This window comes from Aeromicrobium yanjiei (assembly GCF_009649075.1).
Lineage (GTDB): Bacteria > Actinomycetota > Actinomycetes > Propionibacteriales > Nocardioidaceae > Aeromicrobium > Aeromicrobium yanjiei.
The window spans coordinates 795,264-819,791 of record NZ_CP045737.1 but is presented as its reverse complement, the minus strand read 5'-3'; the positions used below and the strand labels follow the sequence as shown (position 1 = coordinate 819,791).

The following is a 24,528-nucleotide window of genomic DNA, read 5'->3' as shown; positions in this document are numbered from 1 at the left end:
GTCATGGTCGGCTCCAGTGGGCCGAGCCGGCGAGTGTGGTGGGTGCCGCCAGGAGCTCGGCGACGAGGGAACGGACCAGCTGGGTCCGGTCGAGGATGCGGTCGACGAGCACGTGCTCGTCGTCGGCGTGGGCGCCGCCGCCGATCGCGCCGAGCCCGTCGAGGGTCGGGGTGCCCACCCCTGCGGTGAAGTTGCCGTCGGAGGCTCCGCCGACCGCGGCCGCGGGGACGACCGGCTGTCCGAGCCGCTCGGCGATCGCCCGGACCCGTTCGAGCAGGTCGGCGGAGGCGGCGTGCTCCAGCGGCGGTCTGTTGGGGCCGCCCGTCACGTGCGTGGTCGCACCGTCGAGCACCGGGGCCAGCGAGCGCATTGCGGCGTCGACGCGGTCCTGCTCGGCGAGGCTGCGGACCCGGACGTCGACCGCGAAGACGCCGTCGGCCGGGATCGTGTTGGTCGTGAGACCCGCACGCGCCGCGGTGGGGGTGACGGTGGTCCCGAGGCCGGTGTCGCCGAGCAGCGCGACCGCGAGCGCCTGGTGCGCGAGCTCGAGGGTCGCGTTGACCCCGCGCTCGGGCTCGAGCCCCGCGTGGGCGGCCCGCCCGTGCACCGCCACGTCGTAGAGCGAGACGCCCTTGCGCTCGGACTTCAGGGCGCCGCCGGGTGCGGCGCCCTCCAGGACGAGTGCGGCCTCCGCGAGCCGGGCCTCCTGCTCGATCAGCCCACGCGACGATGGCGAGCCGAGCTCCTCGTCGCCCGTGACCAGCACGGTGACGCCGTCCTGGCCCGCGGCAGCGTGGAAGGCCATCGCGAGTCCCGTCTTCATGTCGAAGCAGCCGGGCCCGCGCAGGACGTCACCCTCGACCGTGCAGGGATGGCTCGCGAGCGAGCCCATGGCCCACACCGTGTCGTGGTGGCCGACCAGGAGCACCCGCGACGGCCCTGTGCCGAGCCGCCAGCGCAGGTGCGTACGCCCCTCGAGCACGATCCGCTCGGGGGCCACGCCCAGCCGGCGCTCGCCCACCCGCGCGACGACCTCGGCCGACCGGGCCACCGCGTCGAGATCCGCCGAGGGCGACTCGCACTCGACCATCTCGCGGGTGTCGGCGACCAGCTCGGAGAGGTCCATCAGCCGACCCGCGGCGTCGCGCGGACACCGAAGTGCAGGTAGCGCTCGCCCGTCGGCAGCTCGAAGAACGTCACCGGGAACCAGGTCTCGGCCTCCGGCGGCTTGGTCAGGAAGATGTTCGGGGCGTACGGCACCAGGGCGTGCTCGTCGACCGGGTCCGCGACCATCTCCGCGAGCGGTCCGACGACCGTGGTCCGCAGACGGGGCTCGCCGTCGGCGACCAGCACCTCCATCACCACCGACGACCTCTCGTAGCGTCCGACGTACGGGGTGATGTCGTGCTCGACCGGTGGCTCGGGCGGAGCGATCGGGCGGGGCATCGTCACGCCGGCCAGGTCGGCCAGGATCTCGCGGTACAGCGCCTCGTAGAGGTCACGCGCGCCGTCGCTGTTGGTCAGCAGGCTCACGGCCAGGCCCGCCTCGGGCAGGACGCGCAGGAACGCGGACTGGCCGATCGTGTTGCCGTCGTGGCCGTAGAGGCGCTGACCGTCCCAGCCGAAGCGGATCCAGCCCAGGCCCCACGAGTCACCGAGGGAGTGCTTGTCGGGGAGATCGGCCTGGTGCGCGGTCATCGCGGCAGCGGACGCCTCGCTGAGGATCCGCTCCCCGTCGGGGGCGAGCCCGCCCAGCATGTGCATGCGGGCGAACGCCAGGACGTCCGCGACGCGCGCCGTCACCAGGCCCGCGGGGCCGATCGAGCGCGGCAGCTGCCACATCGGGGCGACCTGCTTGCGGCCGTCGACCGTCACGTGGCCGACCGCGGCGGCGTGCAGCAGTGCGTCCTCGGGCAGCGTGATCGCGCGCTGCATCCCGAGCGGCGTGAACAGCCGGTCGCGCAGCGCCTGGTCCCAGGTCGTGCCGGTGAGCCGCTCGATGACGAGCCCCAGCACCGAGAAGCCGGAGTTGCAGTACGACCAGGTGACCCCGAGCGGATGGTTCTGCGCCTCGTTGCCGAGCAGCCCGACGTACTTCTCGAGGCAGTCGTCGCCGCGGCCGGTGTCGGTGAACACGTCGCCGTCGATACCGCTCGTGTGGTTGAGCAGGTGGCGCAGGGTGACCTGCTTGGTCACCTCGGGATCGGACAGCCGCAGGTCCGGGACGATCTCGACGACCGGCGCATCGAGATCGGCGAGACCCTCGTCGACCAGCTGCATGACGACCGTCGCGGTCCACACCTTGGTGATCGAGCCGATCTGGAAGATCGACTCCTCCGTCACCGGCGCATGGGTGTCGATGTTGAGCACGCCGTGGGACGCGACAACGACCTCCTCCGTGCCGTCCTCGTCGAGCCGCAGGATGCCGAGCTGGGCGCCGGGGACGCCGTAGCGGTCCGCGAGCGCGCGCAGACGCCGCTCCCAGTGGGCCACGTCGAGGCGGGCCCGGCCCCCGCGGACGACGTGCTGCTCGACCCAGTCCACGACCCGGTGGGCGTAGTCGAGACGCTGCGACGGCGGCCCGACCAGGATGAACGCGTGGGAGGCGCCCGGGTAGAGGACGAGCTCGGTGGGCACGCCTCGTGAGCGCAGCGCGCTGTGCCACTGCTGCGCCTGGCCCACGGGGCAGGTCAGGTCCGCGAGCCCGTGCAGGACGAGGGTCGGCGTCGTCACGTTGGTCACGTGGCTCAGCGGCGACATCGCCGCATAGCGCTCCGGGTCGTCCCACGGCGCGCCCCCGAGCTCGTACGTGCTGAGGAAGATCCCGTCGTCCGCCGTGCCGAACTCGCTGACCAGGTCGCTCACGACGCCCCCCGCGACGCCGGCCTTGAACCGGTCGTCGTTGCCGGTGAGCCAGGCGGTCATGAAGCCGCCGTAGCTGTAGCCCGTGACCGCGAGCCGGTCCGGGTCCACGAGGCCCTCCGCGACCAGCGCGTCGATCGGCTCGAGGAAGTCGCTCGCGTCGGCCACGCCCCAGGCGCCGTTGACCCCGTCGAAGAACGCCTCCCCGTAGCCGTCGCTGCCGCGCGGGTTGACCAGCAGCACCGACCACCCACGGGCGACCAGCTCCTGGTGGTACGCGTGCATCTCGTCGGCCGCACCGTTCCACGCGTTGTGGGGGCCGCCGTGCACGTCGAGCAGCAGGGGCCGGGGACCGGTCCGCTCGTGGTCGCGCAGCAGCCATCCCTGCACCGTCGTCCCGTCGCTGATCGAGAACGAGCGCGGTTCCGGGCTGAACAGCTCGACCCCCGCGAGGGAAGCGCCGTGGTCGGTGAGCACGGACCCCTCGCCGGTCGCGAGGTCGAGGGCGACGATCTCGCCGTACGACGTCGAGGTGGTGAGCGCGACGACCGCGGTGCCGCCGACGACCGACAGGCCGGACACGACGCGGTCCTCGCCCGCGAGCACGGGCCGCCCCTCCGGAGCGTCCGGGTCGTCGAGGGCCCACACGTGCGTGCAGCCTCGGTCGCGCAGGCAGAACAGGAGACGGCCGCGGTCGTCGCGCTGCGGGCGGCCGCCCGGGTACGCGGTTGCGCCCGGCATGACGTTGCGGTCCAGCCCCGCGGTGAGGCTGACCGGCTCGCCCCCGTCGAGCGGCACGCGCAGCAGGTGCTGGTGGCCGACCGGATCGCCCGGGTGGCCCACGACGAGCAGGTGCCGGCCGTCGCGGTCGTACGCGACCGTGCCCGCGACGCCCGCGTCGGAGCCGACGACCCGCGGGGTGCCGCGCGGGTCGTCGACGTCCAGCAGGTGCACCGCGGTGCGGAAGGTCAGGTCGCTGTCGGCGCCGATCCGGCGGGTGAACGCGAGCGCCCGGCCGTCGGGTGCCCAGGCGGGCTGGCCCGCGTGCTCGGGGCCGTCGGTGACCTGGCGGCACTCCCCCGAGCCGAGGTCGACGACGTGCAGCTGGTGCCGGATCGGGCCGTACATGCCGGCGCCGTCGCTCTGGTAGTCCAGGCGGCTTGCGACGAGGGGTCCGGTGCCGTCCGTCGGGTCGACCGGGGCGGCGAAGGCGATCCGCTCTCCGTCCGGGCTCCACACCGGCGCGCCGGCTCCGCCGGCAAGCTGCGTCAACGGCACGGGCTCCCCGCCGCCGGCGTCCAGCAGGTGCACCTGGCCGGCACGCAGGAACGCGAGCCGTGAGCCGTCCGGGCTCCACACCGGGACCGAGTCCTGCGGGCCGCCGGTCAGCCGACGGGGGCCGCCACCGGACGTGGGCACGATCCACAGCTCGTCGTGGCTGCGGTCGTGCCGGGTGTCGAGGGTCCGCAGGACGTACGCGACCTGTGATCCGTCAGGTGACAGGACCGGCTGCGACGGCACCGCGAGGGCGGTGAGGTCGTCGATGCGCATGCGTCGGGTCATTGAGGACTCCTTCGTCGGGTTCGGCCGGGGACCGCGGCCAGCAGGTCGCGGGTGTAGTCGTGGGAGGGAGTCGCGAGCACCCGGTCCGTCGGGCCCTGCTCGACGATCGTTCCGCGGTGCATGACCGCCACCTGCGCCGCGACGTAGCGCACGACCGCGAGGTTGTGGGAGATGAACAGGATCGACAGGCCCAGCTCGGCCTGGAGCTCGCGCACCAGGTTGAGCACGGTCCCCTGGATCGAGACGTCCAGTGCGGACGTGATCTCGTCCGCGACGACGACCGCGGGGCGCGCCGCGAGGGCGCGGGCCAGGGCGACCCGCTGGCGCTGGCCACCGGACATCTCGGAGGGCCGGGCGTCGGAGCGGACCGCGCCGATGTGGACCAGGTCGAGCAGGCGCGCGACCTCCGCGCGACGCTCGCGGCGACCCACACCCCGCGGCACCGCCTCGGCGACGCTCTCGCCGATGCTCATCCGCGGGTCGAGGGAGGAGAACGGGTCCTGGAAGATCATCTGCACGGGCCGGCGCCGACCGCGTACGGGCACGGGCTCTCCGTCGAGCAGGATCCGGCCGCTCTCGACCGGCGCCAGGCCGACGGCTGCGCGGGCGAGGGTCGACTTGCCCGAGCCGGACTCGCCCACCAGACCCACGATCGCCCCCGAGGGCACCACCAGGCTGACGCCGTCCACGGCGGTCGTCCCGCCGTAGCGGACCGTCACGTCCTCGAATCGCAGCTCGCTCACAGGACGTCCGTCCTCGTCGGCTCCAGCACGATCGACTCACCGGCGTGCCAGCACGCGACCCGCCCGGCCGCGTGGGCCAGCAGCGGCGGGTCCTCCGTGAGGCAGCGCTCGGTCGCGAGGGGGCACCGGGCCGAGTACGGGCACCCGGGCGGCACGTCGGCGGGGTCCACGGGGCGTCCCGGGATCACCGGCAGCGGCTCGTCCAGGTCCGTGTCCATCGACGGCACCGCGGCGACGAGCGCACGGGTGTAGGGGTGCTGGGCCGCGGTCGTCAGCTCCGAGGCGGGCAGGTCCTCCACGATCTGGCCGGCGTACATCACCAGCACGCGGTCACAGACGTCGGCGACCACGGTCACGTCGTGGCTGATGAGCACGAGCGCCACGTCGTCGTCCCGCCGGATCGCCGCGAGCAGGTCCAGGACCTGCTGCTGGACCGTCACGTCGAGGGCTGTGGTGGGCTCGTCGGCGATGATCAGCGCAGGGCTGCCCATCACGCCCATGCCGATCATCGCGCGCTGGCGCATCCCACCGGAGAACTCGTGCGGGAACTGGCGCGCCCGCCGCTCGGGCTCGGAGATGCGCACCGCCGCGAGCCGGTCGACCGCACGGGCGAGGGCCTGCTTCTTGTCCAGGCCGTGGTGGTGCCGGGAGACCTCGGCGAGCTGGGCACCGATCCGCCGGGTCGGGTTGAACGAGGTCATGGGGTCCTGGAACACCATCGCCATCGACGTCCCCAGCACCCGGCGCTGGGCCGTCGTGTCGGGACCCAGGAGGTCCTCGTCGAGGAAGCGGACGCGATCGGCCTCGACCCGTCCCGGATCGTCTATCAGGCGTGACACGGCCAGCGCGGTCAGCGACTTGCCGGAGCCGGACTCGCCCACGATGCCGACCGACTCGCCGCGCCGCACGCCGAAGCTGACGCCCCGAACCGGGCGAACCGGACCAGCCGGGCCGGGGAACGCGACCTCGAGACCCCGGACGTCGAGCACGAGATCGTCCTCGCTCCTCGGCCGGTCGACGCGATCGTGGTCGGACGCCGAGCGCACCGGCGCCGGCACGGGCCGACGGCTCCCCGGGAGCGGGACGCCCGTCGAGACGCCCACGACCTTCGCGAGCGACTCGCCGAACAGGTTGAAGGCCAGACCCGCGATCAGCACCGCGAGCCCGGGAGCGAGCGCGGCGCCCGGATTGACGTACAGCGACCCCACGCCGTCGAACAGGAGCCGGCCCCAGTCGTACGCGGGTGCCTGGACGCCGAGTCCGAGGAAGGACAGCCCCGCGAATGCGAGCAGCGCATTGCCCGCGCCGATCGTGGCGTTGACGATCAAGGGCTCGGCGACGTTGGGGAGCACGTGCCGCAGCAGCACGCGGAAGCGTCCGACACCCGCGATCCGGGCGGCCGCGACGTAGTCACGCGACGCGACCCCCGCGACGAGGGTCTGCACGAGGCGGGCGAACGACGGCGCACCGGCCATGCCGATGGCCAGCACCGCGCCGGTCGCGCCGATGCCGAACACCACCGCGAAGAACAGCGCGAGCAGCAGGCCGGGGAAGGCGACCGCGATGTTGACGCCCGCGACGACCACCCGGCCCGCACGACGTCCGAGGACGAGCGGTGCGGTGCCGAGCACCAGGCCGACCGCGACCGCGATCGCGGTGGCGCTGAGGGCGAGCTCGATCGACAGCCGAGTCGCGACGAGTGTGCGGTAGATGATGTCGCGGCCGAGGTTGTCGGTGCCCGCCCAGTGATCTGCGCTCGGTCCGGCGAGGATGTCGTCGGTGTCGACCGCCCCGGCCGCATCGCTCCACAGGATGGGGGCGACGACCGCCAGCGCGAGGATCAGCACCGTGAGCGCGGCCGTGGCCAGGCCGAGCGGGGTGCGCAGCACCGCGAGGAAGCGGCCACTCGTCTGCTGGCTGCGGCTCATCGCTCAGTCCTCCCTGATCAGGGAGCGCGGGTCGAGCAGCGCCAGGGCGATGTCGACGAGGGTGTTGATGAGCAGGACGCCGATGCCGTACATCAAGATGATGCCCTGCACGACGGGGTAGTCCTTGTTGAGGATCGACGACACGATCGTGCTGCCGAGACCGGGCCACGCGAACACGTTCTCGACCAGCACCGTCCCGGCGACCATCGAGCCGAGCAGCAGGCCCGAGAGGGTGAGCGCCGCCGTGAGGGCATTGGGCAGGGCGTGCGAGAGGTAGACCCGCGAGGACGGCAGGCGCTTGGCGCGCGCCGTGCGGATGAAGTCCGCCTGGAGCGTCGTCACCATCTCGATGCGGATGATCCGGGCCAGGATCGCCGCCGGACCGATCGCCAGGGAGATGACCGGCAGCACGTACGCCGCCGCGGTGTCGTTGCCCGCGACCGGCAGGAGGTCCAGGCGCACGCCGAAGACGTAGACGAGAGCGACGCCCACCATGAAGTCCGGGATCGTGCCGAGGACGACGCTGGTCGTGGTGAAGCCCAGCTCGGTGCGCCGGCCGTGACCCCGACGGGTCAGCACCCCCGCAGCGACGCCGAGCGGGACGGCCACCGCGATCGCGAGCAGGAAGCCGAGCGCCGCGAGGGCCAGCGTGGCGGGCAGCCGCTGTGCGATGACGTCCGAGGTCGCGGTCTGCGAGATCAGCGAGGTCCCGAAGTCGCCGCTGAACAGGCCCTTGAGGTAGTGGGCGTACTGCGCCCACAGCGGGTCGTTCAGGCCGAGCGACTCACGCTTGGCCTCGACCAGCTCGGGGGTCGCGGTCGAGCCCAGGGCGCCTCGCACCGGATCGCCCGGGATCAGGTGGATCATCAAGAACGCCGCGGTGACCAGCACCCACAGGGAGACCGCCAGACGTCCGAGGCGACGCAGGGCGAACCGGACCCACGGGTGGGCAGACCTCCCCACCCGTGGGGCCGGCACGACCGCTGCGGTCTCGGCGACGGTCACGGCTCAGTTCGCCAGCATCCGGATGCTCGTGGGCACCATCTGGCCGGGGTAGTCGAACGTCGCCTTGGCGCGGTACGCCTTGCCGATCGAGTTCGCGAACGGGATCACGTCCGCTGCCTCGACCAGCGCCGACTCGGCCTCGAGCCACGTCTCGCAGCCCTCCTGGCCGTTCATCGCGGACGCCTTCTGGACGCCGGCCTCGTAGTCGTCGTTCGTGATGTTCGCGAAGTTCGTGCCGTCCGGCGTGGACGGGCCCGACAGGAACGGGACCAGCTGATCAGGGCTGTTGACGTTGACCGGCAGCCACGCGATGTCCCAGTTGCCGGTCCCGAAGACCGTCTCCTGGATCGCCGTCACGTTCTGGCTCTTGGCCTTGACCGTGACCCCTGCGGCCTTCCACTGCTCCACCGCGAGCTCGGCCGCGGCGCTGACGCCGCTGCCGCTCGCGGGGTTGTAGACGAACGTGAGATCGGGCAGGTCCGCAGCCGAGAGCACGGCCTTGGCCGCGTCGACGTCCTGCTTCGGCAGGGCGCCGGAGACCGAGTCCCCGGGGCACGCGACCGGGTCGAGGGCCGCGAAGGTCGTCGCCGGCTTGCCGCTCCCGCCGGTCAGGACCTTCTGCAGCTCGGCCAGGTCGAGCGCCTGGGTCAGGGCGAGGCGCACCTTCGGGTCGACCGTGGGCCGGCCCTTCGTCTGGTTGTACCACTGCTCACCGGTGAGGGTCGCGGTGTCGTACGTCGTGAGGTTCGCCGCGTCGAGGCGCTTGCGATCCGTGCCGCTCACGATCGCCCCGTTGAGGCCGTCCGACAGCAGCAGGTTCGCGGCGGTCGACTCGTTCTCGACGATCTTCATGACGATCGTGTCGGGCATCCCCTTGGTCGCGGTGGTCGCGCCGTCGGGTCCCCACGTGTAGCCGTCGCGGATCGAGTACGTGTACTGGTTTCCCGGCTCCGCCTTGGTCAGCTCGTAGGGGCCGGTTCCGGCGGAGGTCTTGGCCAGCGCGGTGCGGTCCTTCAGGCCGTCCGCACACACGATCGCGATGTTCGACAGGCCCTGCAGCACGAAGGGCGCCGGCGCGGCGAGCGTGATCGTCACGGTGCGCGCCGTGTCGTCGGCCTTGGAGGTCGCGCCCGCCGGCAGGAACGCCCCGAGCAGGGGGCTCTCGTTCTTGGGGTCCGCGATGTAGTCGAAGTTGGCCACGACGTCGGAGGCCTTGAGCTCGCTGCCGTCCGAGCAGGTGACCCCCTCGGCCAGGGTCGCGGTCACGGTCTTGCCCTTGACGTCCCACTTCGAGGCCAGGCCCGACTCGATCGTGCCGTCGTCGAAGTTGGTGTTGAACAGGTGGTCGTACGACAGCTGGCTGATGCTGAACAGTGCGCTCGAGACCGAGGAGTGCGGATCCAGGTTCCCCGGATCGGCGTTCAGCGCCATCGTGAACGTGCCGCCGTCGACGATCTCGGCGTCGTCCTTGCCGCCGCCGGATCCTCCACCGCCGCACGCCGCCAGGACGGACGCGGTCAGACACAGCCCCACGGTTGTCGGGATCAGTTTCATCGAAGTTCCTCTGTCTCGCGCGGGTCAGGCGCGCCGGATGGCGCGACCGATGTGCAGGTACTGGGCGTGACCGGCCCCGTCGTCGCCCAGGAACCAGTGCGGCATGTGCATGCCGTGCTCGCCCTGCAGCGGGATGAGGCTGTCGTCCCGGAAGTGGACGAGCTCCTGCGGCGGCTCGTGCTCGGCCATGTCGGCGAACATGCCCTTCAAGGTCGTCTCGATGAAGATGCGGCCGTCGTCGTCCTGCGTGACGACCAGGTCCATCACGTCCGCGGAGTACGTGCCGACGTACCGGCTCGCGTCGATGCGCTCGGGCTCGCTCGGCGGTGTGGGCAGCTCGGGAAGCCGGGTGTCGGAGAGCTCGTCGACGACCCGCCCCACGATCTCGTGGTAGAGCGAGATCACGTCGCCGCCGTTGACCAGCAGCGCGACCGCGAGGCCCGCCTCGGGCACCATCCGCAGGAAGCCGTTCTGTCCGATCGTGCTGCCGTCGTGGCCGATGACGTCGCCCGTGGCGATGTCGAAGCGCTCGAATCCGAGGCCCCAGGAGGAGCCCATGATCCCGGTGTACGGCACCTCGACCGCGCGGGCCTGCATCGCGGCGGCGGTGCCGGGTGCGAGGACCTGGGTCCCGTCGGGCGCCCGGCCGTCCTCGAGGTGCATGCGGGCGAACTCGACCAGGTCCCGCGGCCGCATCGCGAGCATCGACCCGGCCGGGGCGTTGGAACGAGCCATCGCCCAGACCGGCGCGGGCACGTAGCCGGAGTCCGGTCCGGTCTCGATGTGGCCGACCGCGGCGCGGAACAGGATCGCCTCGTAGGGGCCCGACGCCGCGTGGGTCAGGCCGAGCGGTGCGATCACGTGCTCACGGAGGGCCGCGTCGAACGTCGTGCCCCGGAGCACCTCGACGAGGCGACCGAGCACGCAGAAGCCGGCGTTGTTGTAGGAGAACTGCTCCCCCGGAGCGAACAGCTGCGGGACGTCCTCGAGCAGCGCGACGTACTTCTGGATGCAGTCGTCACCCGTGCCGGTGTCCGTGAAGATGTCGCCCTCGAAGCCTGCGGTGTGGTTGAGCAGCTGGCGCGTCGTGATGACCGCGGCCGCTGACTCGTCCGCGATGCGGAACTCCGGCAGGTACGTCCGGACGGGCTCGTCCAGGTCGACCAGTCCCTCGTCGACCAGCTGCATCACCAGGGTGCTCGTCCAGAGCTTGGTGATCGAGCCGATCTGGAACACCGAGTCCGCCGTGGCGTCCACGCCGGTGGCCTTGCTGAGCACACCTGCGGCTCCGTCGACGACGTCGCCGTCTTTGAGCACGGCCCACGCGGCTGCGGGGACGTCGTGCTTCTCGAGGAGCGCAGGGAGCTGCTCGTCGAGCCAGGTCTTCGTGTCGTTGAGGTCGGTCACCTCTTGACCGTAGGACTCTTGCGCCCTCAGGTGTTCGTACGCTGCTACGAGCTCAGGCGGCCTGCCATGTCGGCGCGGACGAACTCCCGCCCGTCAGCGGCGGCCCGGGTGGCTCGGCCACCAGAACCGCTCGCCGATCAGCGTCGCGAGGGCCGGCACCAGGAGGCTGCGGACGACGAGGGTGTCCAGCAGCACGCCGATGCCGACGATCACGCCGATCTGGGTCAGCGTGACGAGCGGCAGCACGCCGAGCACCGCGAACACCGCAGCCAGCACGATGCCCGCACTCGTGATGACGCCGCCGGTCACGGCCAGTGCGGTCGTCATCGCCCCGGCGATCGGCTTGTCGGCCGCCTCCTCGCGGGCACGGGTCGCCAGGAAGATGTTGTAGTCGACACCGAGGGCGACGAGGAAGATGAACGCGAACAGCGGCACGGGCAGGTCGAGCGCCGGGAAGTCGAAGAAGTGCGTGAACACGAACCACCCCGCCCCCATCGCCGTGACGTACGTCGCGACGACGGTCAGCACGAGGACGACGGCCGCCACGATCGAGCGCAGCAGCACCACCAGGATCGCCATCACGATCACGAGCACGAGGGGGAAGATCAGCATCCGGTCGTGCGCGGCGGCCGCCTTGGCGTCGAGGTCCTGCGCGTCACCGCCGCCGACCAGCACGCCGTCGTCGAGGTCCGCCCGCAGCCGGTCGATCGTGTCCGCGGCGCGATCCGAGCCACGGTCGCTGTCGAGCACGACGTTGAGCTCGGCCCACTTCTCCGAGGCGGGACCAGGCATCACGCTCGAGACGCCGTCGACGTCCTCGAGGTCGGCGATCACCGCCTTGGCCTGATCGGGCTTCGCGAGCACGACCGTCGGCTCGGCGAACCCGGCCGGGAACGCCTGGGCGAGGGTCTCCTGGCCCAGCACGGACTCGGGGGTCTCGCGGAAGCGCTCGTTCTGGGTCAGCCCGACCTGCAGGCCCGATCCCCCGACAGCGAGGATCGCCAGGAGGGCGAGGGAGCCTGCCACGAACGTCTTGGGCCGGCTGACCACGGCCGCACCGACGCGCGCCCAGACCCCGTCGCGGGACGGGTCCTTCTGGCCAAGACGCGGGACGAACGGCCAGAACAGGCCACGACCGAACAGGACCATCGCGGCCGGCAGGGCGATCAGCCCGAAGATCACCGCGACGACGATGCCGATCGCGGCGGACCAGCCCAGCGCCCGGTTGGTCGGGGTGTCGGCGAACGACAGGGTCAGCAGGGCCAGGGTCACGGTGCCCGAGCTCGCGAGGATGGCGGGCGCGGCCTGCCGCCACGCGGCCCGCATCGCGACGAAGCGACTCTCGTGGCGCCTCAGCTCCTCGCGATAGCGGGCGATGAGCAGCAGCGCGTAGTTGGTGCCGGCACCGAACACCAGGACCGACGTGATGCCGGTCGTGGAGCCGTCGACGTCGTAGTCGAAGACCTGGGTCGCGGTCGCGACCGCGAGGGCCGCGACACGGTCGCCGACCGCAACGACCACCAGCGGCACGAGCCACAGCCACGGGCTCCGGTAGGTCACGAGCAGCAGGAGCGCGACGACGAGGGCCGTCGAGATGAGCAGTCGGACGTCGGCGCCCGCGAAGACGTCCTTGAGGTCGGACTCGAAGGCCGGACCTCCCGTGACCTCGGCCTCGACCCCGTCGGGCAAGGACCTGTCCACGGTGGAGCGCAGCGAGTCGATCTTCTCCGCGCCGGTCGACTGCTTCAACGGCACTGCGAGCAGCGCGACCTTCCCGTCGTCGGAGAAGACCGGCTTGAGAGCGTCATCGGTGACCGAGACCGACTCCAGCTTCGAGGCCAGATCGGTGACGGCCTGCTTCTCCTCGCCGTCGAGGGCCTTGCCGCCGTCGCGACTCACCACGACGATCGCCGGGGACACGTCGCTGGACGGCAGGGTCTGCTGCAGGCGTGCCACGGTGGTGGAGTCGGCCGAGTCCGGCAGGCCCGCAGTGGGTGCGTTGGACTCCCTGGCCTCGGGGGCCAGGGCGAACATCGCGCCTGACAGCAGCACGAACAGCAGGGTCACGAGTATCGCGGCGCGGAGGCCGGGCCCGCGCTTCTGGTCTTTGCTTCCGTCATCGAATGATTCCACGGTGGAAATAGTACGATTGAGTCATGACCGCCGCCAATCGGCGTGGTGCGGGATCCCCCGCCGCCACCGAGCTCGTGCGCCAGCTGCGCATGTTCACCGCTGAGGTCGAGCGGTACGTCCTCGAGATGAGCCACGTGCACGCGATGCACCGCACGGACCTCGCGGCGATCGGACTGGTCATGGATCGCGGCCCCACGTCGCCCAAGGACATCAGCGACGGCCTCGGGCTCAGCCCCTCGGCCACCAGCGCGATGCTCGACCGGCTGGAGCGGGCCGGCCACGTCCGGCGCGAGCGGGCCGAGACCGATCGCCGATCCGTACGCGTCGAGATCACCGACGACGCGCTCGCGGTCGGCGGCTCGATGTTCGGCATCCTCGCCAAGCACATGCGCCAGGTGCTCGGCGCGCACGACGAGCAGGACCTGGCACGCGCCGCGGCCCTCATGCAGGAGCTCAACGCGGCCGCTCGCGCCGCCCGCGACGAGGCCGCCGCCACCTGAGACGACCGTCGTCACGCGGGACGCACCCGCGCGGGCTAGGTTGAAGGGATGCCCGACAGCCGACAGACCGATCTGCACGGAACTCCCCTCCCGGCCGGCTCGTCCGGATGGATCCGCGTCCGGGGGGCCCGGGAGCACAACCTGCGCGACGTCCACGTGGACCTGCCCCGTGACTGCTTCGTGGTGTTCACGGGCGTCTCGGGCTCGGGCAAGTCGTCCCTCGCCTTCGGCACGGTCTTCGCCGAGTCCCAGCGGCGCTACTTCGAGTCGGTCGCCCCGTACGCCCGTCGCCTCCTGTCGCAGGTGGGTGCGCCCGACATCGACACGATCGACGGCATGCCGCCGGCCGTGGCCCTGCAGCAGGCACGCGGCGCCACCAGCTCGCGGTCGTCGCTCGGGACGCTCAGCTCGCTGTCGGACGTGCTGCGCCTGCTCTACAGCCGGGCCGGCACCTACCCCGAGGGGGCCGAGCACCTGCCCGCCTCGGCGTTCTCGCCCAACACCGCGGTGGGCGCGTGCCCCACGTGCCACGGCAGCGGCGTCTCGCGCAGCACGACCGAGGAGCTGCTGGTCCCCGACCCGAGCCTCTCGATCGACGAGGGGGCGATCGGCGTCTGGGCCAACCGCGCGTGGGTCGGGCTGAACGTGCGGCGCATGGTCACCAAGCTCGGCATCGACATCCACGCCCCGTGGCACACGCTTCCCCAGGAGCAGCGTGACTGGCTGCTGTTCACCGACGAGGAGCCCCGGATGCTCCTGCAGGGCAACAAGCAGGGCGAGGCGAGCCAGTACCACGGGCACTGGTCCTCCGCGGAGAAGTACCTCATGCGCAATCTTGCCAAGACGCAGTCCGCGACCCAGCGCGAGAAGCTCGAGGCCTTCCGCGCCGAGGGACCGTGCCCCACGTGCCACGGCAAGCGGCTGCGCCCGGCCGCCCTGGCGGTCACCTTCGCCGGGGTGGACATCGCCGAGATGGCAGCGATGCCCCTGTCGCAGGTGTGCGCACTGCTCGACACAGGGCTGGAGCAGCAGGCGCGGGGCAACGACCGCCACGGGGCCGCGGCGGCCACCGCGGCCCGGTCGCTCGTCAAGGACTTCGCGTCCCGGGTCGAGGCGATCATCGGGCTCGGTCTGGGCTACCTGTCGATGGACCGTTCCAGCACGGCCCTGTCCCCGGGCGAGCTGCAGCGCGTACGTCTTGCGGGGCAGCTGCGCGCCGGCCTGTTCGGCGTCCTGTACGTGCTCGACGAGCCGTCCGCGGGCCTGCACCCGGCAGACTCCGAGGCCCTCTACGCGGCGCTGCGTGAGCTCGTCGCGGCCGGCAACTCCCTCTTCGTGGTCGAGCACGACCTGTCGATCGCCCGACACGCCGACTGGGTCGTCGACGTGGGTCCCAGCGCGGGTGTCCTGGGCGGCCACGTCGTGCACAGCGGGCCGCCGGCCGGCCTCGAGAGTGTCACGGACTCCGTGACGGCCGAGTTCATGTTCGACCGCACCCCGTCGCCGACGCTCGCGGCGCGTGAGCCAGCCGCCTGGCGTGAGCTGAAGGGGCTGTCGCTGCACAATCTGCAGGACGTCAGCATCCGGCTGCCGATCGGCGTGATGACCGCGATCACCGGCGTCTCGGGGTCGGGCAAGTCCTCGCTCCTGACCGCGGTGGTCGAGCGCCTCGAGGCGGACGCGGGGACCGACCGCGAGCCGCAACGCATCATCTCGATCGACCAGCGCCCGATCGGCCGGTCGCCACGGTCGAACCTGGCGACGTACACCGGACTGTTCGACGCGGTCCGCCGGCTGTTCGCGGCCACCCCGGCCGCGAAGGAGCGCGGCTGGGCGGCGGGCCGGTTCTCGTTCAATGTCCCGGCCGGGCGCTGCCCCACGTGCGAGGGCGAGGGCTTCATCGCGATCGAGCTCGTCTTCCTGCCGACCAGCTACTCGGTCTGCCCCACGTGCCAGGGCTCGCGCTACAACCCCGAGACCCTCGAGGTGCACTACCGCGAGAGAGACATCGGGCAGGTGCTGGCGATGACCGTGCAGGAGGCGGCGGCATTCTTCGAGGACGTGCCGGCCGTGCACCGCTCGCTCTCGACGCTGCTCGACGTCGGACTGGGCTATCTCACCCTCGGCCAGCCTGCGACCGAGCTGTCCGGCGGCGAGGCCCAGCGGATCAAGCTGGCCACCGAGCTCCAGCGCCCCCGCCGCGAGGGCACGGTCTTCGTCCTCGACGAGCCCACCGGCGGGCTCCACCCGGTCAACGTGCGCGACCTGGTCCGCGTGCTCGGCCGGCTCACCGACACGGGTGACACCGTGGTGGTCGTCGAGCACGACATGCAGGTCATCGCGGCAGCGGACTGGGTCATCGAGCTCGGGCCGGGCGGCGGCGACCGTGGCGGCACGATCGTGGCCGCGGCGACGCCCGCGGACCTGCTCGACGACGGCAACAGCATCACCGCCCCCTACCTGCGCCGCGCGATCGAGCGCACGTGAGGCCCATGTCACAGCGGTGAAAGGGTGTCGGTCCCTGGAATTCGGGCACTTTTGAGTCATGAGCCATGACAACGGTCACGACGACAGTCACGACAACGGTCACGACAAGGACACCGCAGCAGGGGCCCGCGAGGGACTGTTCGACAGTGTCGCGGGCAAGGCCAAGGAAGTCGCCGGTGCAGTGACCGGCAAGGACGAGCTCGTGGAGGAGGGGCAGCTCCAGCAGGCGGCCGCACAGCAGCGCAGGTCGGCCGTCGCCGAGGAGGCGCTGGCCGACGCGAAGCGGCAGGCCGCCGCGGACGAGCTCCGCGAGACCAACCACGAGGCGGCGGCGGAGGCCGAGGCCGTCCACGACCGCGCGGACGCCGCCCAACGCGCGGTCGACCGCGACCGCGCGCAGGAGCACGCGGACGCCGAGCGCATCGCCGCCCAGCAGGAGGCCGTCGGCCGCCGGGCTGCCGAGCAGGAGGCCGACGAGGTCGAGCGCCGGCGGGAGCGCGACGCGGTCGCCCTCGCCGAGCAGGCGACCAGGACCGAGCAGCAGGCAGCTGCAGACCGGGCGCGCCTCGAGCGAGAGGCCGCCGTCGCCGAGCAGGAGGCCGCGCGACTGCGCGGTCAGAACAGGAGCTGACCATGTCCGCCATCTCAACCCTCCTCTCCCTCCCCTACGAGCTGGCCCGACTGCCCCTCGTCACGATCGATCACGGCCTGGCCGGCCGCCTGCCCGAGACGTCGGCACCCCGCACCGTCCTGGACCGGGCGATCGGCACCGCGGACAAGATCGCCGGGGCCGCGCTGCACAACGACAGGATCGCGACCCGTGGGGCCGATCGCCTCGACCGCACCGAGAGGGCTGCCCGCGCCGAACGTCTCGAGGAGCAGGCCGAGGCTCGTCGCGCAGAGGCTCGTGTGGTCGCGGAGGCGGGTCGCCAGCAGGCCGCCCGTCAGCGCAAGCAGGCTGCGGAACGCGCGGCGTCCGCACCCGCCGCGGCGGACCGCGCCGAGCAAGCGGCCAAGGAGCGCGCCGCCGCTCGGGCGGCGGCCACGGAGGCGCGCAAGAAGAAGGCTGCAGACCAGACGGCCGCCGAGCGCACCGAGACGACCCGCCAGCGCAAGCAGCGCGTCGACCGGGCCGCCGAGGACAAGAAGGCCGCGGCCCGCCGCGAGGCCAAGGCCGGGCTCGACGACGCCAGGGAGTCGGCGCAGGCAGCAGCCGAGGACCGACGTGAGGCAGACGTCCTCAGCGACCTGACCGAGGCCAAGAAGGAGAAGCGTCGCGCGGAGGACGGCTGACCGGCCCCCTCGGTTCCGTGGACGCCTGGGAGACCCGGGGGTACTCTTGCGCTGTCCGCCTGATGAACAGGCGTTCGTATAGCGAACAGGATGGTCCATGTCCTCCTATCTCTACGCCGCCACCCGCACACCCTTCGGCCGGTTCGGGGGCGCGCTGGCGGGCGTCCGTCCCGACGATCTCGCTGCCACCGCGCTGACCGGCGTGCTTGCCAAGGCGCCCGGCCTGGAGCCGGCCGCGCTCGACGAGGTCTTCTGGGGCAATGCCAACGGCGCGGGTGAGGACAACCGCAACGTGGGACGCATGGCGGTGCTGCTGGCCGGGCTGCCGACCTCGGTGCCCGCGACGACGGTCAACCGCTTGTGCGGGTCCAGCCTCGACGCGGCCATCATGGCCTCCCGCGCGGTCGAGACCGGCGACGCCGCCCTCGTCGTCGCGGGCGGGGTGGAGTCGATGACCAGGGCGCCCTGGGTGCTGCCGAAGCCGGCCCGCGGCTTCCCGGCCGGCGACGCCACCGCGGTGTCGACGACCCTGGGCTGGCGCCTGGTCAACCCTCGGATGCCCGAGGAGTGGACGATCTCGCTCGGCGAGGCCAATGAGCAGCTGCAGGAGAGGTTCGCCATCGAGCGGGAGCGCCAGGACGCGTTCGCGGCCCGTTCCCACGAGCTGGCCGCGAAGGCCTGGACCGAGGGCTTCTACGACGACCTGGTGACGCCCGTGGAAGGCGTCGACCTGGCTCGCGACGAGTCGATCCGCGAGGGCACGACGACCGACACGCTGGCCGGCCTCAAGACGGCCTTCCGCCCCGGAGGCACGATCACCGCCGGCAACGCGTCGCCGCTCAACGACGGGGCCGCGGCGCTGCTGATCGGATCGGCCGGCGCCGCCTCGACCCTCGGCCTGGACCCGATCGCCCGGATCGCTGGCCGCGGGGTCCACGCGCTCGATCCCCAGGACTTCGGCTTCGCCCCGGTCGAGGCCGCGAACGCTGCCCTGCGCCGGGCGGGCATCGCGTGGTCGGACGTCTCTGCGGTCGAGATCAACGAAGCCTTCGCAGTGCAGTCGCTCGCGTGCGTCGACGCCTGGTGCATCGACGGCGAGATCGTCAACGCGAAGGGCGGCGCGATCGCGATCGGGCACCCGCTCGGTGCGTCCGGCGCCCGCATCCTCGGCACGCTCGCGAAGCGACTCACCGAGTCCGGGGACCGATGGGGTGTCGCGGCGATCTGCATCGGCGTCGGCCAGGCCCTGGCCGTCGTGCTCGAGAACACCCGCACGTCCGAGGCGGCGGCCCGATGAGCCGCGTCGTCGAGTCGGCCCGCGAGGCCGTCGAGGGCATCCAGGACGGCTCGACCGTCCTCGTCGGCGGCTTCGGCATGGCCGGCATGCCGGTCATGCTGATCGACGCCCTCATCGAGCAGGGGGCCACTGACCTGGTGGTCGTCAGCAACAACGCGGGCAACGGTGACGCCGGTCTTGCGGCGCTGCTGGCGGCCGGCCGGGTCCGCAAGGTGGTGTGCTCCTTCCCGCGGCAGTCCGACTCGTACGTGTTCGACGACCTCTACCGCGCGGGCAGGATCGAGCTCGAGGTGGTGCCGCAGGGCAACCTCGCCGAGCGCATGCGCGCCGCCGGGGCGGGCATCGGCGCCTTCTTCTGCCCCACCGGCGTCGGGACCCCCCTGGCCGAGGGCAAGGAGATGCGGACGATCGACGGGCGCGACTACGTCCTCGAGCTGCCGATCCGCGGAGACGTCGCGCTGATCGGCGCCCATGCGGGCGACGAGATGGGCAATCTCGTCTATCGCAGGACCGCCCGCAACTTCGGGCCGGTCATGGCCACCGCCGCAGCCGTGACAGTCGCGCAGGTCACGCAGGTCGTCCCCGTCGGCACGCTGGATCCCGAGTCCGTCGTCACCCCCGGCATCTATGTCGATCGGATCGTCCAGGTCCGCCAGGAGGCATCATGACGATTCCCGTCACCCTCGACCAGACCATCGAGCACACCGACCGTGGGCCGCTGTCCCGCGACGAGATGGCCGAGATCGTGGCCTCGGACATTCCCGACGGCGCCTTCGTCAACCTCGGCATCGGTCAGCCGACCCAGGTGTCCAACCACCTCGCCCACGACTCGGGGGTCGTCCTGCACACCGAGAACGGCATGCTCGGCATGGGACCGGTCGCGACAGGCGACCAGATCGACCCCGACCTCACCAACGCCGGCAAGGTGCCCGTGACCGAGCTGCCCGGCGCCTCGTACTTCCATCACGCCGACTCCTTCGCGATGATGCGCGGCGGCCACCTCGACGTGTGCGTCCTCGGGGCGTTCCAGGTCTCCGAGCACGGCGACCTGGCCAACTGGCACACCGGCGCGCCCGACGCGATCCCCGCCGTCGGCGGGGCCATGGACCTGGCCATCGGCGCGAAGGACGTCTTCGTGATGATGACGCTCTTCGCGAAGGACGGCGCCGCCAAGATCGTGCCGCAGTGCACCTATCCCCTCACCGGCCTGGCATGCGTCAGCCGCGTCTACACCGAGCTCGCGACGTTCCTCGTCGGTCCGGACGGTGTCACGGTCGCGGAGACGTTCGGCACGACCGTCGACGAGCTGGCCACCCGCCTGGACGTCCCGCTTCGCCGGCTGGGAGCCTGAGCCATGCCCGACCAGCCACCGCCCGCAGGCGACCAGTTCGTCCAGTCGCTCGCCCGGGGGCTGTCGGTCATCCGGGCGTTCGACCACGACCACCCCGAGATGACGCTCAGCGAGGTCGCAGCCCGCGTCGGCTTCAGCCGCGCGACAGCGCGCCGCTTCCTGCACACGCTGGTCGAGCTGGACTACGTACGCACCGACGGCCGCACGTTCGCGCTGACCCCCCAGGTGCTCCGGCTGGGCACGGCCTACCTGTCGGGACTTGCGCTCCCCGACGTCGCGCAGCCCCATCTGGAACAGCTCTCCGCCACGGTGGGTGAGTCGACGTCGGCGGCCGTGCTGGACCGTGACGACGTCGTCTACGTCGCCCGGGTGGCCACCCGGCGCATCATGAGCGTGGGCATCACCGTCGGCACGAGATTTCCGGCCTATGCCACCTCTATGGGCAGGGTGCTGCTCGCAGCGCTGCCGACCGAGGAGCTCGAGACGTACCTCGCCGAGGTGACGTTGCGCCCCCTCACCACCCATGCGCTCGCTGACGTCGAGGCGCTGCGCGATGAGCTCGCCCAGGTCCGTGACCGGGGCTGGGCAGCTGTCGACCAGGAGCTCGAGCCGGGACTGCGCTCGATCGCTGCTCCCGTCCGCAACAAGGAGGGGACGGTCGTCGCTGCCCTGAACGTGTCGGCATCGACCTCGTCCGTGGGCGTCGACGACCTGGTCGGTGCCGCCCTGCCGGCCCTGCTCGAGACCGCGGCCCGGGTGGGCGACGACCTGGCGCTCACCCGGCCCTGAACAACGCACAAAGGGCCCCCACAGTCACCTGTGGGGGCCCTTGTGGGTGTTCGTGCACCGACGCTCTTGGTGCACAAACAGCCGCGAGGCCGCCCCAGTGGGGCGGCCTCGCGCTAATGATTGTCCGGCGACGTCCTACTCTCCCACACAGTCTCCCGTGCAGTACCATCGGCGCTGAGAGGCTTGACTTCCGGGTTCGGAATGTAGCCGGGTATTTCCCTCTCGCCATGGTCGCCGAAACTCTATTGAGATATCAACTCAAAACCATGCACACCCTGATCCCACACGAGTGTGGGGGGTGCTTGGTGGTTCCCGGACGTATCTCGGGAACCTCACAGTGGACGCGGTGTACATCTTTGTAAGAAACAAGCCCTCGGCCTATTAGTACCGGTCAGCTCCACACATTGCTGTGCTTCCACTTCCGGCCTATCAACCCAGTGGTCTGCTGGGGGCCTTACCTGGTAAACCAGTGGGAAACCTCATCTTGAAACACGCTTCCCGCTTAGATGCTTTCAGCGGTTATCGCTTCCGAACGTAGCTAACCAGCAGTGCTCTTGGCAGAACAACTGGCACACCAGAGGTTCGTCCATCCCGGTCCTCTCGTACTAGGGACAGATTTTCTCAAGTTTCCTACGCGCGCGGCGGATAGGGACCGAACTGTCTCACGACGTTCTAAACCCAGCTCGCGTGCCGCTTTAATGGGCGAACAGCCCAACCCTTGGGACCTGCTACGGCCCCAGGATGCGACGAGCCGACATCGAGGTGCCAAACCATCCCGTCGATATGGACTCTTGGGGAAGATCAGCCTGTTATCCCCGGGGTACCTTTTATCCGTTGAGCGACGCCGCTTCCACTTGCCAGCGCCGGATCACTAGTTCCGACTTTCGTCCCTGCTCGAGCTGTCACTCTCACAGTCAAGCTCCCTTGTGCACTTACACTCGAAACCTGATTGCCAACCAGGCTGAGGGAACCTTTGAGCGCCTCCGTTACATTTTAGGAGGCAACCGCCCCAGTTAAACTACCCATCAGGCACTGTCCCTGATCCAGATAATGGACCTAGGTTAGATATCTAGTACAGCCAGAGTGGTATTTCAACGATGACTCCACACTCACTGGCGTGAATGCTTCACAGTCTCCCACCTATCCTACACAAGCTGAACCAAACACCAATACCAAACTATAGTAAAGGTCCCGGGGTCTTTCCGTCCTGCCGCGCGTAACGAGCATCTTTACTCGTAGTGCAATTTCGCCGAGTCCATGGTTGAGACAGCGCCCAAGTCGTTACTCCATTCGTGCAGGTCGGAACTTACCCGACAAGGAATTTCGCTACCTTAGGATGGTTATAGTTACCACCGCCGTTTACTGGGGCTTAAGTTCTGTGCTTCGCTTGCGCTGACACGTCCCCTTAACCTTCCAGCACGGGCAGGAGTCAGTCCGTATACGGCGTCTTTCGACTTAGCACGGACCTGTGTTTTTTAGTAAACAGTCGCTTGGGCCTGGTCTCTGCGGCCGTCAACGCTTCTCGCAGCAAGTGCGATAACGAATCGGGCCCCCCTTCTCCCGAAGTTACGGGGGCATTTTGCCGAGTTCCTTAACCATGGTTCACTCGATCACCTTAGTATTCTCTACCTGACCACCTGAGTCGGTTTGGGGTACGGGCGGCTCTAGATCTCGCTAGATGCTTTTCTCGGCAGCATAGGATCACTCACTTCGACAAAATTGTCTCCCCATCAGATCTCAGGCATGTGAATGACGGATTTGCCTATCATTCGCCCTACGTCCTTAGCCCGGGACAACCATCGCCCGGGATGAGCTACCTTCCTGCGTCACACCATTGCTTGCCTACTACCAGATCGGGTCATGCGCTGCCCCGGCGTCGCTCCGAAGAGTCCAGCCGGCTTAGGGCACTTAGCATCACTGGGTTCGGCATGGGCGATCTAATGCCGGTACGGGAATATCAGCCCGTTGTCCATCGACTACGCCTGTCGGCCTCGCCTTAGGTCCCGACTTACCCAGGGAAGATTAGCTTGACCCTGGAACCCTTGGTCATTCGGTGGAGGAGTTTCTCACTCCTCATTCGCTACTCATGCCTGCATTCTCACTCGTGTAGCCTCCACGGCTGGATCACTCCGCCGCTTCGCTGGCCACACGACGCTCCCCTACCGATCCATGCGCCTGGACCACGAAGGCCTGGCTATTGCATGAATCCCATAGCTTCGGTGGATAACTTGAGCCCCGCTAAATTGTCGGCGCGGAATTACTTGACCAGTGAGCTATTACGCACTCTTTCAAGGGTGGCTGCTTCTAAGCCAACCTCCTGGTTGTCTCTGCGACTCCACATCCTTTTCCACTTAGTTATCGCTTTGGGACCTTAGCTGATGGTCTGGGCTGTTTCCCTCTCGACAATGGAGCTTATCCCCCACTGTCTCACTGCTGCGCTCTCACTTATCGGCATTCGGAGTTTGGCTGGGTTCAGTAAGCTTGTAGGCCCCCTAGCCCATCCAGTGCTCTACCTCCGACAAGAAACACGCAACGCTGCACCTAAATGCATTTCGGGGAGAACCAGCTATCACGGAGTTTGATTGGCCTTTCACCCCTATCCACAGCTCATCCCCCCAGTTTTTAACCTAGGTGGGTTCGGTCCTCCACGCGGTCTTACCCGCGCTTCAACCTGGCCATGGATAGATCACTCCGCTTCGGGTCTAGATCCTGCAACTATGGTCGCCCTATTCGGACTCGCTTTCGCTACGGCTACGGCTCAACGCCTTAACCTCGCTACAGAACGCTAACTCGCAGGCTCATTCTTCAAAAGGCACGCTGTCACCCGTCACAAGGACGAGCTCCAACGGATTGTATGCACATGGTTTCAGGTACTATTTCACTCCCCTCCCGGGGTACTTTTCACCTTTCCCTCACGGTACTAGTCCGCTATCGGTCATCGAGGAGTATTTAGGCTTAACGGGTGGTCCCGCCAGATTCACACCGAATTTCAGGGGTTCGGTGTTACTCGGGGTGACGCAAAAGAGCCATGAGCTTACGTGTACGGGGGTATCACCCTCTATGCCGCGACTTTCCAGTCGGCTTTCACTTCACTCATGGTTTATGACTCTTTGTCTGCTCGGCAGAACAGACCATGCGGCCCCACAACACCCCAAATACAACGCCTGCCGGCTATCACATACTTGAGGTTTAGCCTGATCCGGTTTCGCTCGCCACTACTACCGGAATCACTTTTGTTTTCTCTTCCTGTGGGTACTGAGATGTTTCACTTCCCCACGTTCCCTCCTACTGCCCTATGTGTTCAGACAGAGGTACTCAGACTTTACTCTGAGTGGGTTTCCCCATTCGGACATCCCCGGATCACAGGTCGGTTGTCACCTTCCCGGGGCTTTTCGCAGACTCCAACGTCCTTCATCGGCTCTCGATGCCAAGGCATCCACCATGTGCACTTAGTAGCTTGTTGTTACTACAAAGATGCTCGCGTCCACTGTGAAGTTCTCAAAATACGTTCGGTCCCACATACCAATCCCACGCCTACCAAACCAACACCCTTGCGAGGTGTCGAACCTGGTGGTTCGAGGGGATATGCGGTCCAAGGAAACAACTCTGACGAGCT

General features: G+C 69.5%; 16 protein-coding genes and 2 rRNA genes. 8 read left to right on the top strand and 10 right to left on the bottom strand.

What is annotated here, in order from left to right; translation table 11 throughout:
- Window position 1: 1 nt before the first annotated feature.
- The 8 genes from GEV26_RS04195 to GEV26_RS04160 form a co-directional block, all read right to left on the bottom strand.
- Window positions 2-1,126: a M20 family metallopeptidase gene (locus tag GEV26_RS04195; protein ID WP_153651900.1), complete on the bottom strand. Its 1,125-nt coding sequence runs from the start codon at window positions 1,124-1,126 to the stop codon at window positions 2-4.
- Window positions 1,126-4,425, bottom strand: a complete 3,300-nt coding sequence (locus tag GEV26_RS04190) for a serine hydrolase (RefSeq protein ID WP_153651899.1) — start codon at window positions 4,423-4,425, stop codon at window positions 1,126-1,128. The genes GEV26_RS04195 and GEV26_RS04190 overlap by 1 nt, the downstream gene beginning before the upstream one ends.
- Complete coding sequence (locus GEV26_RS04185) at window positions 4,422-5,168, bottom strand: ABC transporter ATP-binding protein (protein WP_153651898.1); 747 nt, start codon at window positions 5,166-5,168, stop codon at window positions 4,422-4,424. The genes GEV26_RS04190 and GEV26_RS04185 overlap by 4 nt, the downstream gene beginning before the upstream one ends.
- Complete coding sequence (locus GEV26_RS04180; RefSeq protein ID WP_153651897.1) at window positions 5,165-7,096, bottom strand: dipeptide/oligopeptide/nickel ABC transporter permease/ATP-binding protein; 1,932 nt, start codon at window positions 7,094-7,096, stop codon at window positions 5,165-5,167. The genes GEV26_RS04185 and GEV26_RS04180 overlap by 4 nt, the downstream gene beginning before the upstream one ends.
- A gap of 3 nt (window positions 7,097-7,099) precedes the next feature.
- A complete protein-coding gene (locus GEV26_RS04175) occupies window positions 7,100-8,101 on the bottom strand; it encodes an ABC transporter permease (RefSeq protein ID WP_243838911.1) in 1,002 nt (333 codons plus the stop codon).
- 3 nt (window positions 8,102-8,104) lie between these two features.
- The gene (locus GEV26_RS04170) at window positions 8,105-9,655 is read right to left on the bottom strand and encodes an ABC transporter substrate-binding protein (RefSeq protein WP_153651896.1); all 1,551 of its coding nucleotides are present in this window, start codon (window positions 9,653-9,655) and stop codon (window positions 8,105-8,107) included.
- A 24-nt stretch (window positions 9,656-9,679) separates the two neighbouring features.
- A complete protein-coding gene (locus GEV26_RS04165) occupies window positions 9,680-11,062 on the bottom strand; it encodes a serine hydrolase domain-containing protein (protein ID WP_153651895.1) in 1,383 nt (460 codons plus the stop codon).
- A 93-nt stretch (window positions 11,063-11,155) separates the two neighbouring features.
- Entirely contained in the window at window positions 11,156-13,195 is a 2,040-nt protein-coding gene (locus GEV26_RS04160; protein WP_153651894.1) for an MMPL family transporter, read from the bottom strand.
- Between the two features lie 23 nt (window positions 13,196-13,218).
- On the opposite strand from GEV26_RS04160, the gene GEV26_RS04155 reads away from it, so the two are divergent.
- The 8 genes from GEV26_RS04155 (at window position 13,219) to GEV26_RS04120 (ending at window position 20,912) form a co-directional block, all read left to right on the top strand.
- Window positions 13,219-13,695, top strand: a complete 477-nt coding sequence (locus tag GEV26_RS04155) for a MarR family winged helix-turn-helix transcriptional regulator (RefSeq protein ID WP_153651893.1) — start codon at window positions 13,219-13,221, stop codon at window positions 13,693-13,695.
- 48 nt (window positions 13,696-13,743) lie between these two features.
- Window positions 13,744-16,182 (top strand): ATP-binding cassette domain-containing protein, encoded by a 2,439-nt coding sequence (locus GEV26_RS04150; RefSeq protein ID WP_153651892.1) that lies wholly within the window; start codon window positions 13,744-13,746, stop codon window positions 16,180-16,182.
- A 58-nt stretch (window positions 16,183-16,240) separates the two neighbouring features.
- Complete coding sequence (locus GEV26_RS04145) at window positions 16,241-16,813, top strand: CsbD family protein (RefSeq protein WP_153651891.1); 573 nt, start codon at window positions 16,241-16,243, stop codon at window positions 16,811-16,813.
- A gap of 2 nt (window positions 16,814-16,815) precedes the next feature.
- Window positions 16,816-17,475 (top strand): hypothetical protein, encoded by a 660-nt coding sequence (locus tag GEV26_RS04140; protein ID WP_153651890.1) that lies wholly within the window; start codon window positions 16,816-16,818, stop codon window positions 17,473-17,475.
- A gap of 97 nt (window positions 17,476-17,572) precedes the next feature.
- On the top strand, window positions 17,573-18,772 hold the full coding sequence (locus tag GEV26_RS04135) for a thiolase family protein (protein ID WP_153651889.1): 1,200 nt from the start codon (window positions 17,573-17,575) through the stop codon (window positions 18,770-18,772).
- Window positions 18,769-19,440 (top strand): 3-oxoacid CoA-transferase subunit A, encoded by a 672-nt coding sequence (locus tag GEV26_RS04130; protein ID WP_153651888.1) that lies wholly within the window; start codon window positions 18,769-18,771, stop codon window positions 19,438-19,440. The genes GEV26_RS04135 and GEV26_RS04130 overlap by 4 nt, the downstream gene beginning before the upstream one ends.
- Window positions 19,437-20,123, top strand: a complete 687-nt coding sequence (locus GEV26_RS04125) for a 3-oxoacid CoA-transferase subunit B (protein WP_153651887.1) — start codon at window positions 19,437-19,439, stop codon at window positions 20,121-20,123. Before GEV26_RS04130 ends, GEV26_RS04125 begins: the two co-directional genes overlap by 4 nt.
- A gap of 3 nt (window positions 20,124-20,126) precedes the next feature.
- The gene (locus tag GEV26_RS04120) at window positions 20,127-20,912 is read left to right on the top strand and encodes an IclR family transcriptional regulator domain-containing protein (RefSeq protein ID WP_153651886.1); all 786 of its coding nucleotides are present in this window, start codon (window positions 20,127-20,129) and stop codon (window positions 20,910-20,912) included.
- 122 nt (window positions 20,913-21,034) lie between these two features.
- Here the strand turns inward: GEV26_RS04120 and rrf are convergent.
- Both rrf and GEV26_RS04110 read right to left on the bottom strand, forming a co-directional pair.
- Window positions 21,035-21,151, bottom strand: a 5S ribosomal RNA gene (gene rrf, locus GEV26_RS04115).
- A gap of 122 nt (window positions 21,152-21,273) precedes the next feature.
- A 23S ribosomal RNA gene (locus GEV26_RS04110) occupies window positions 21,274-24,375 on the bottom strand.
- Window positions 24,376-24,528: the final 153 nt, after the last annotated feature.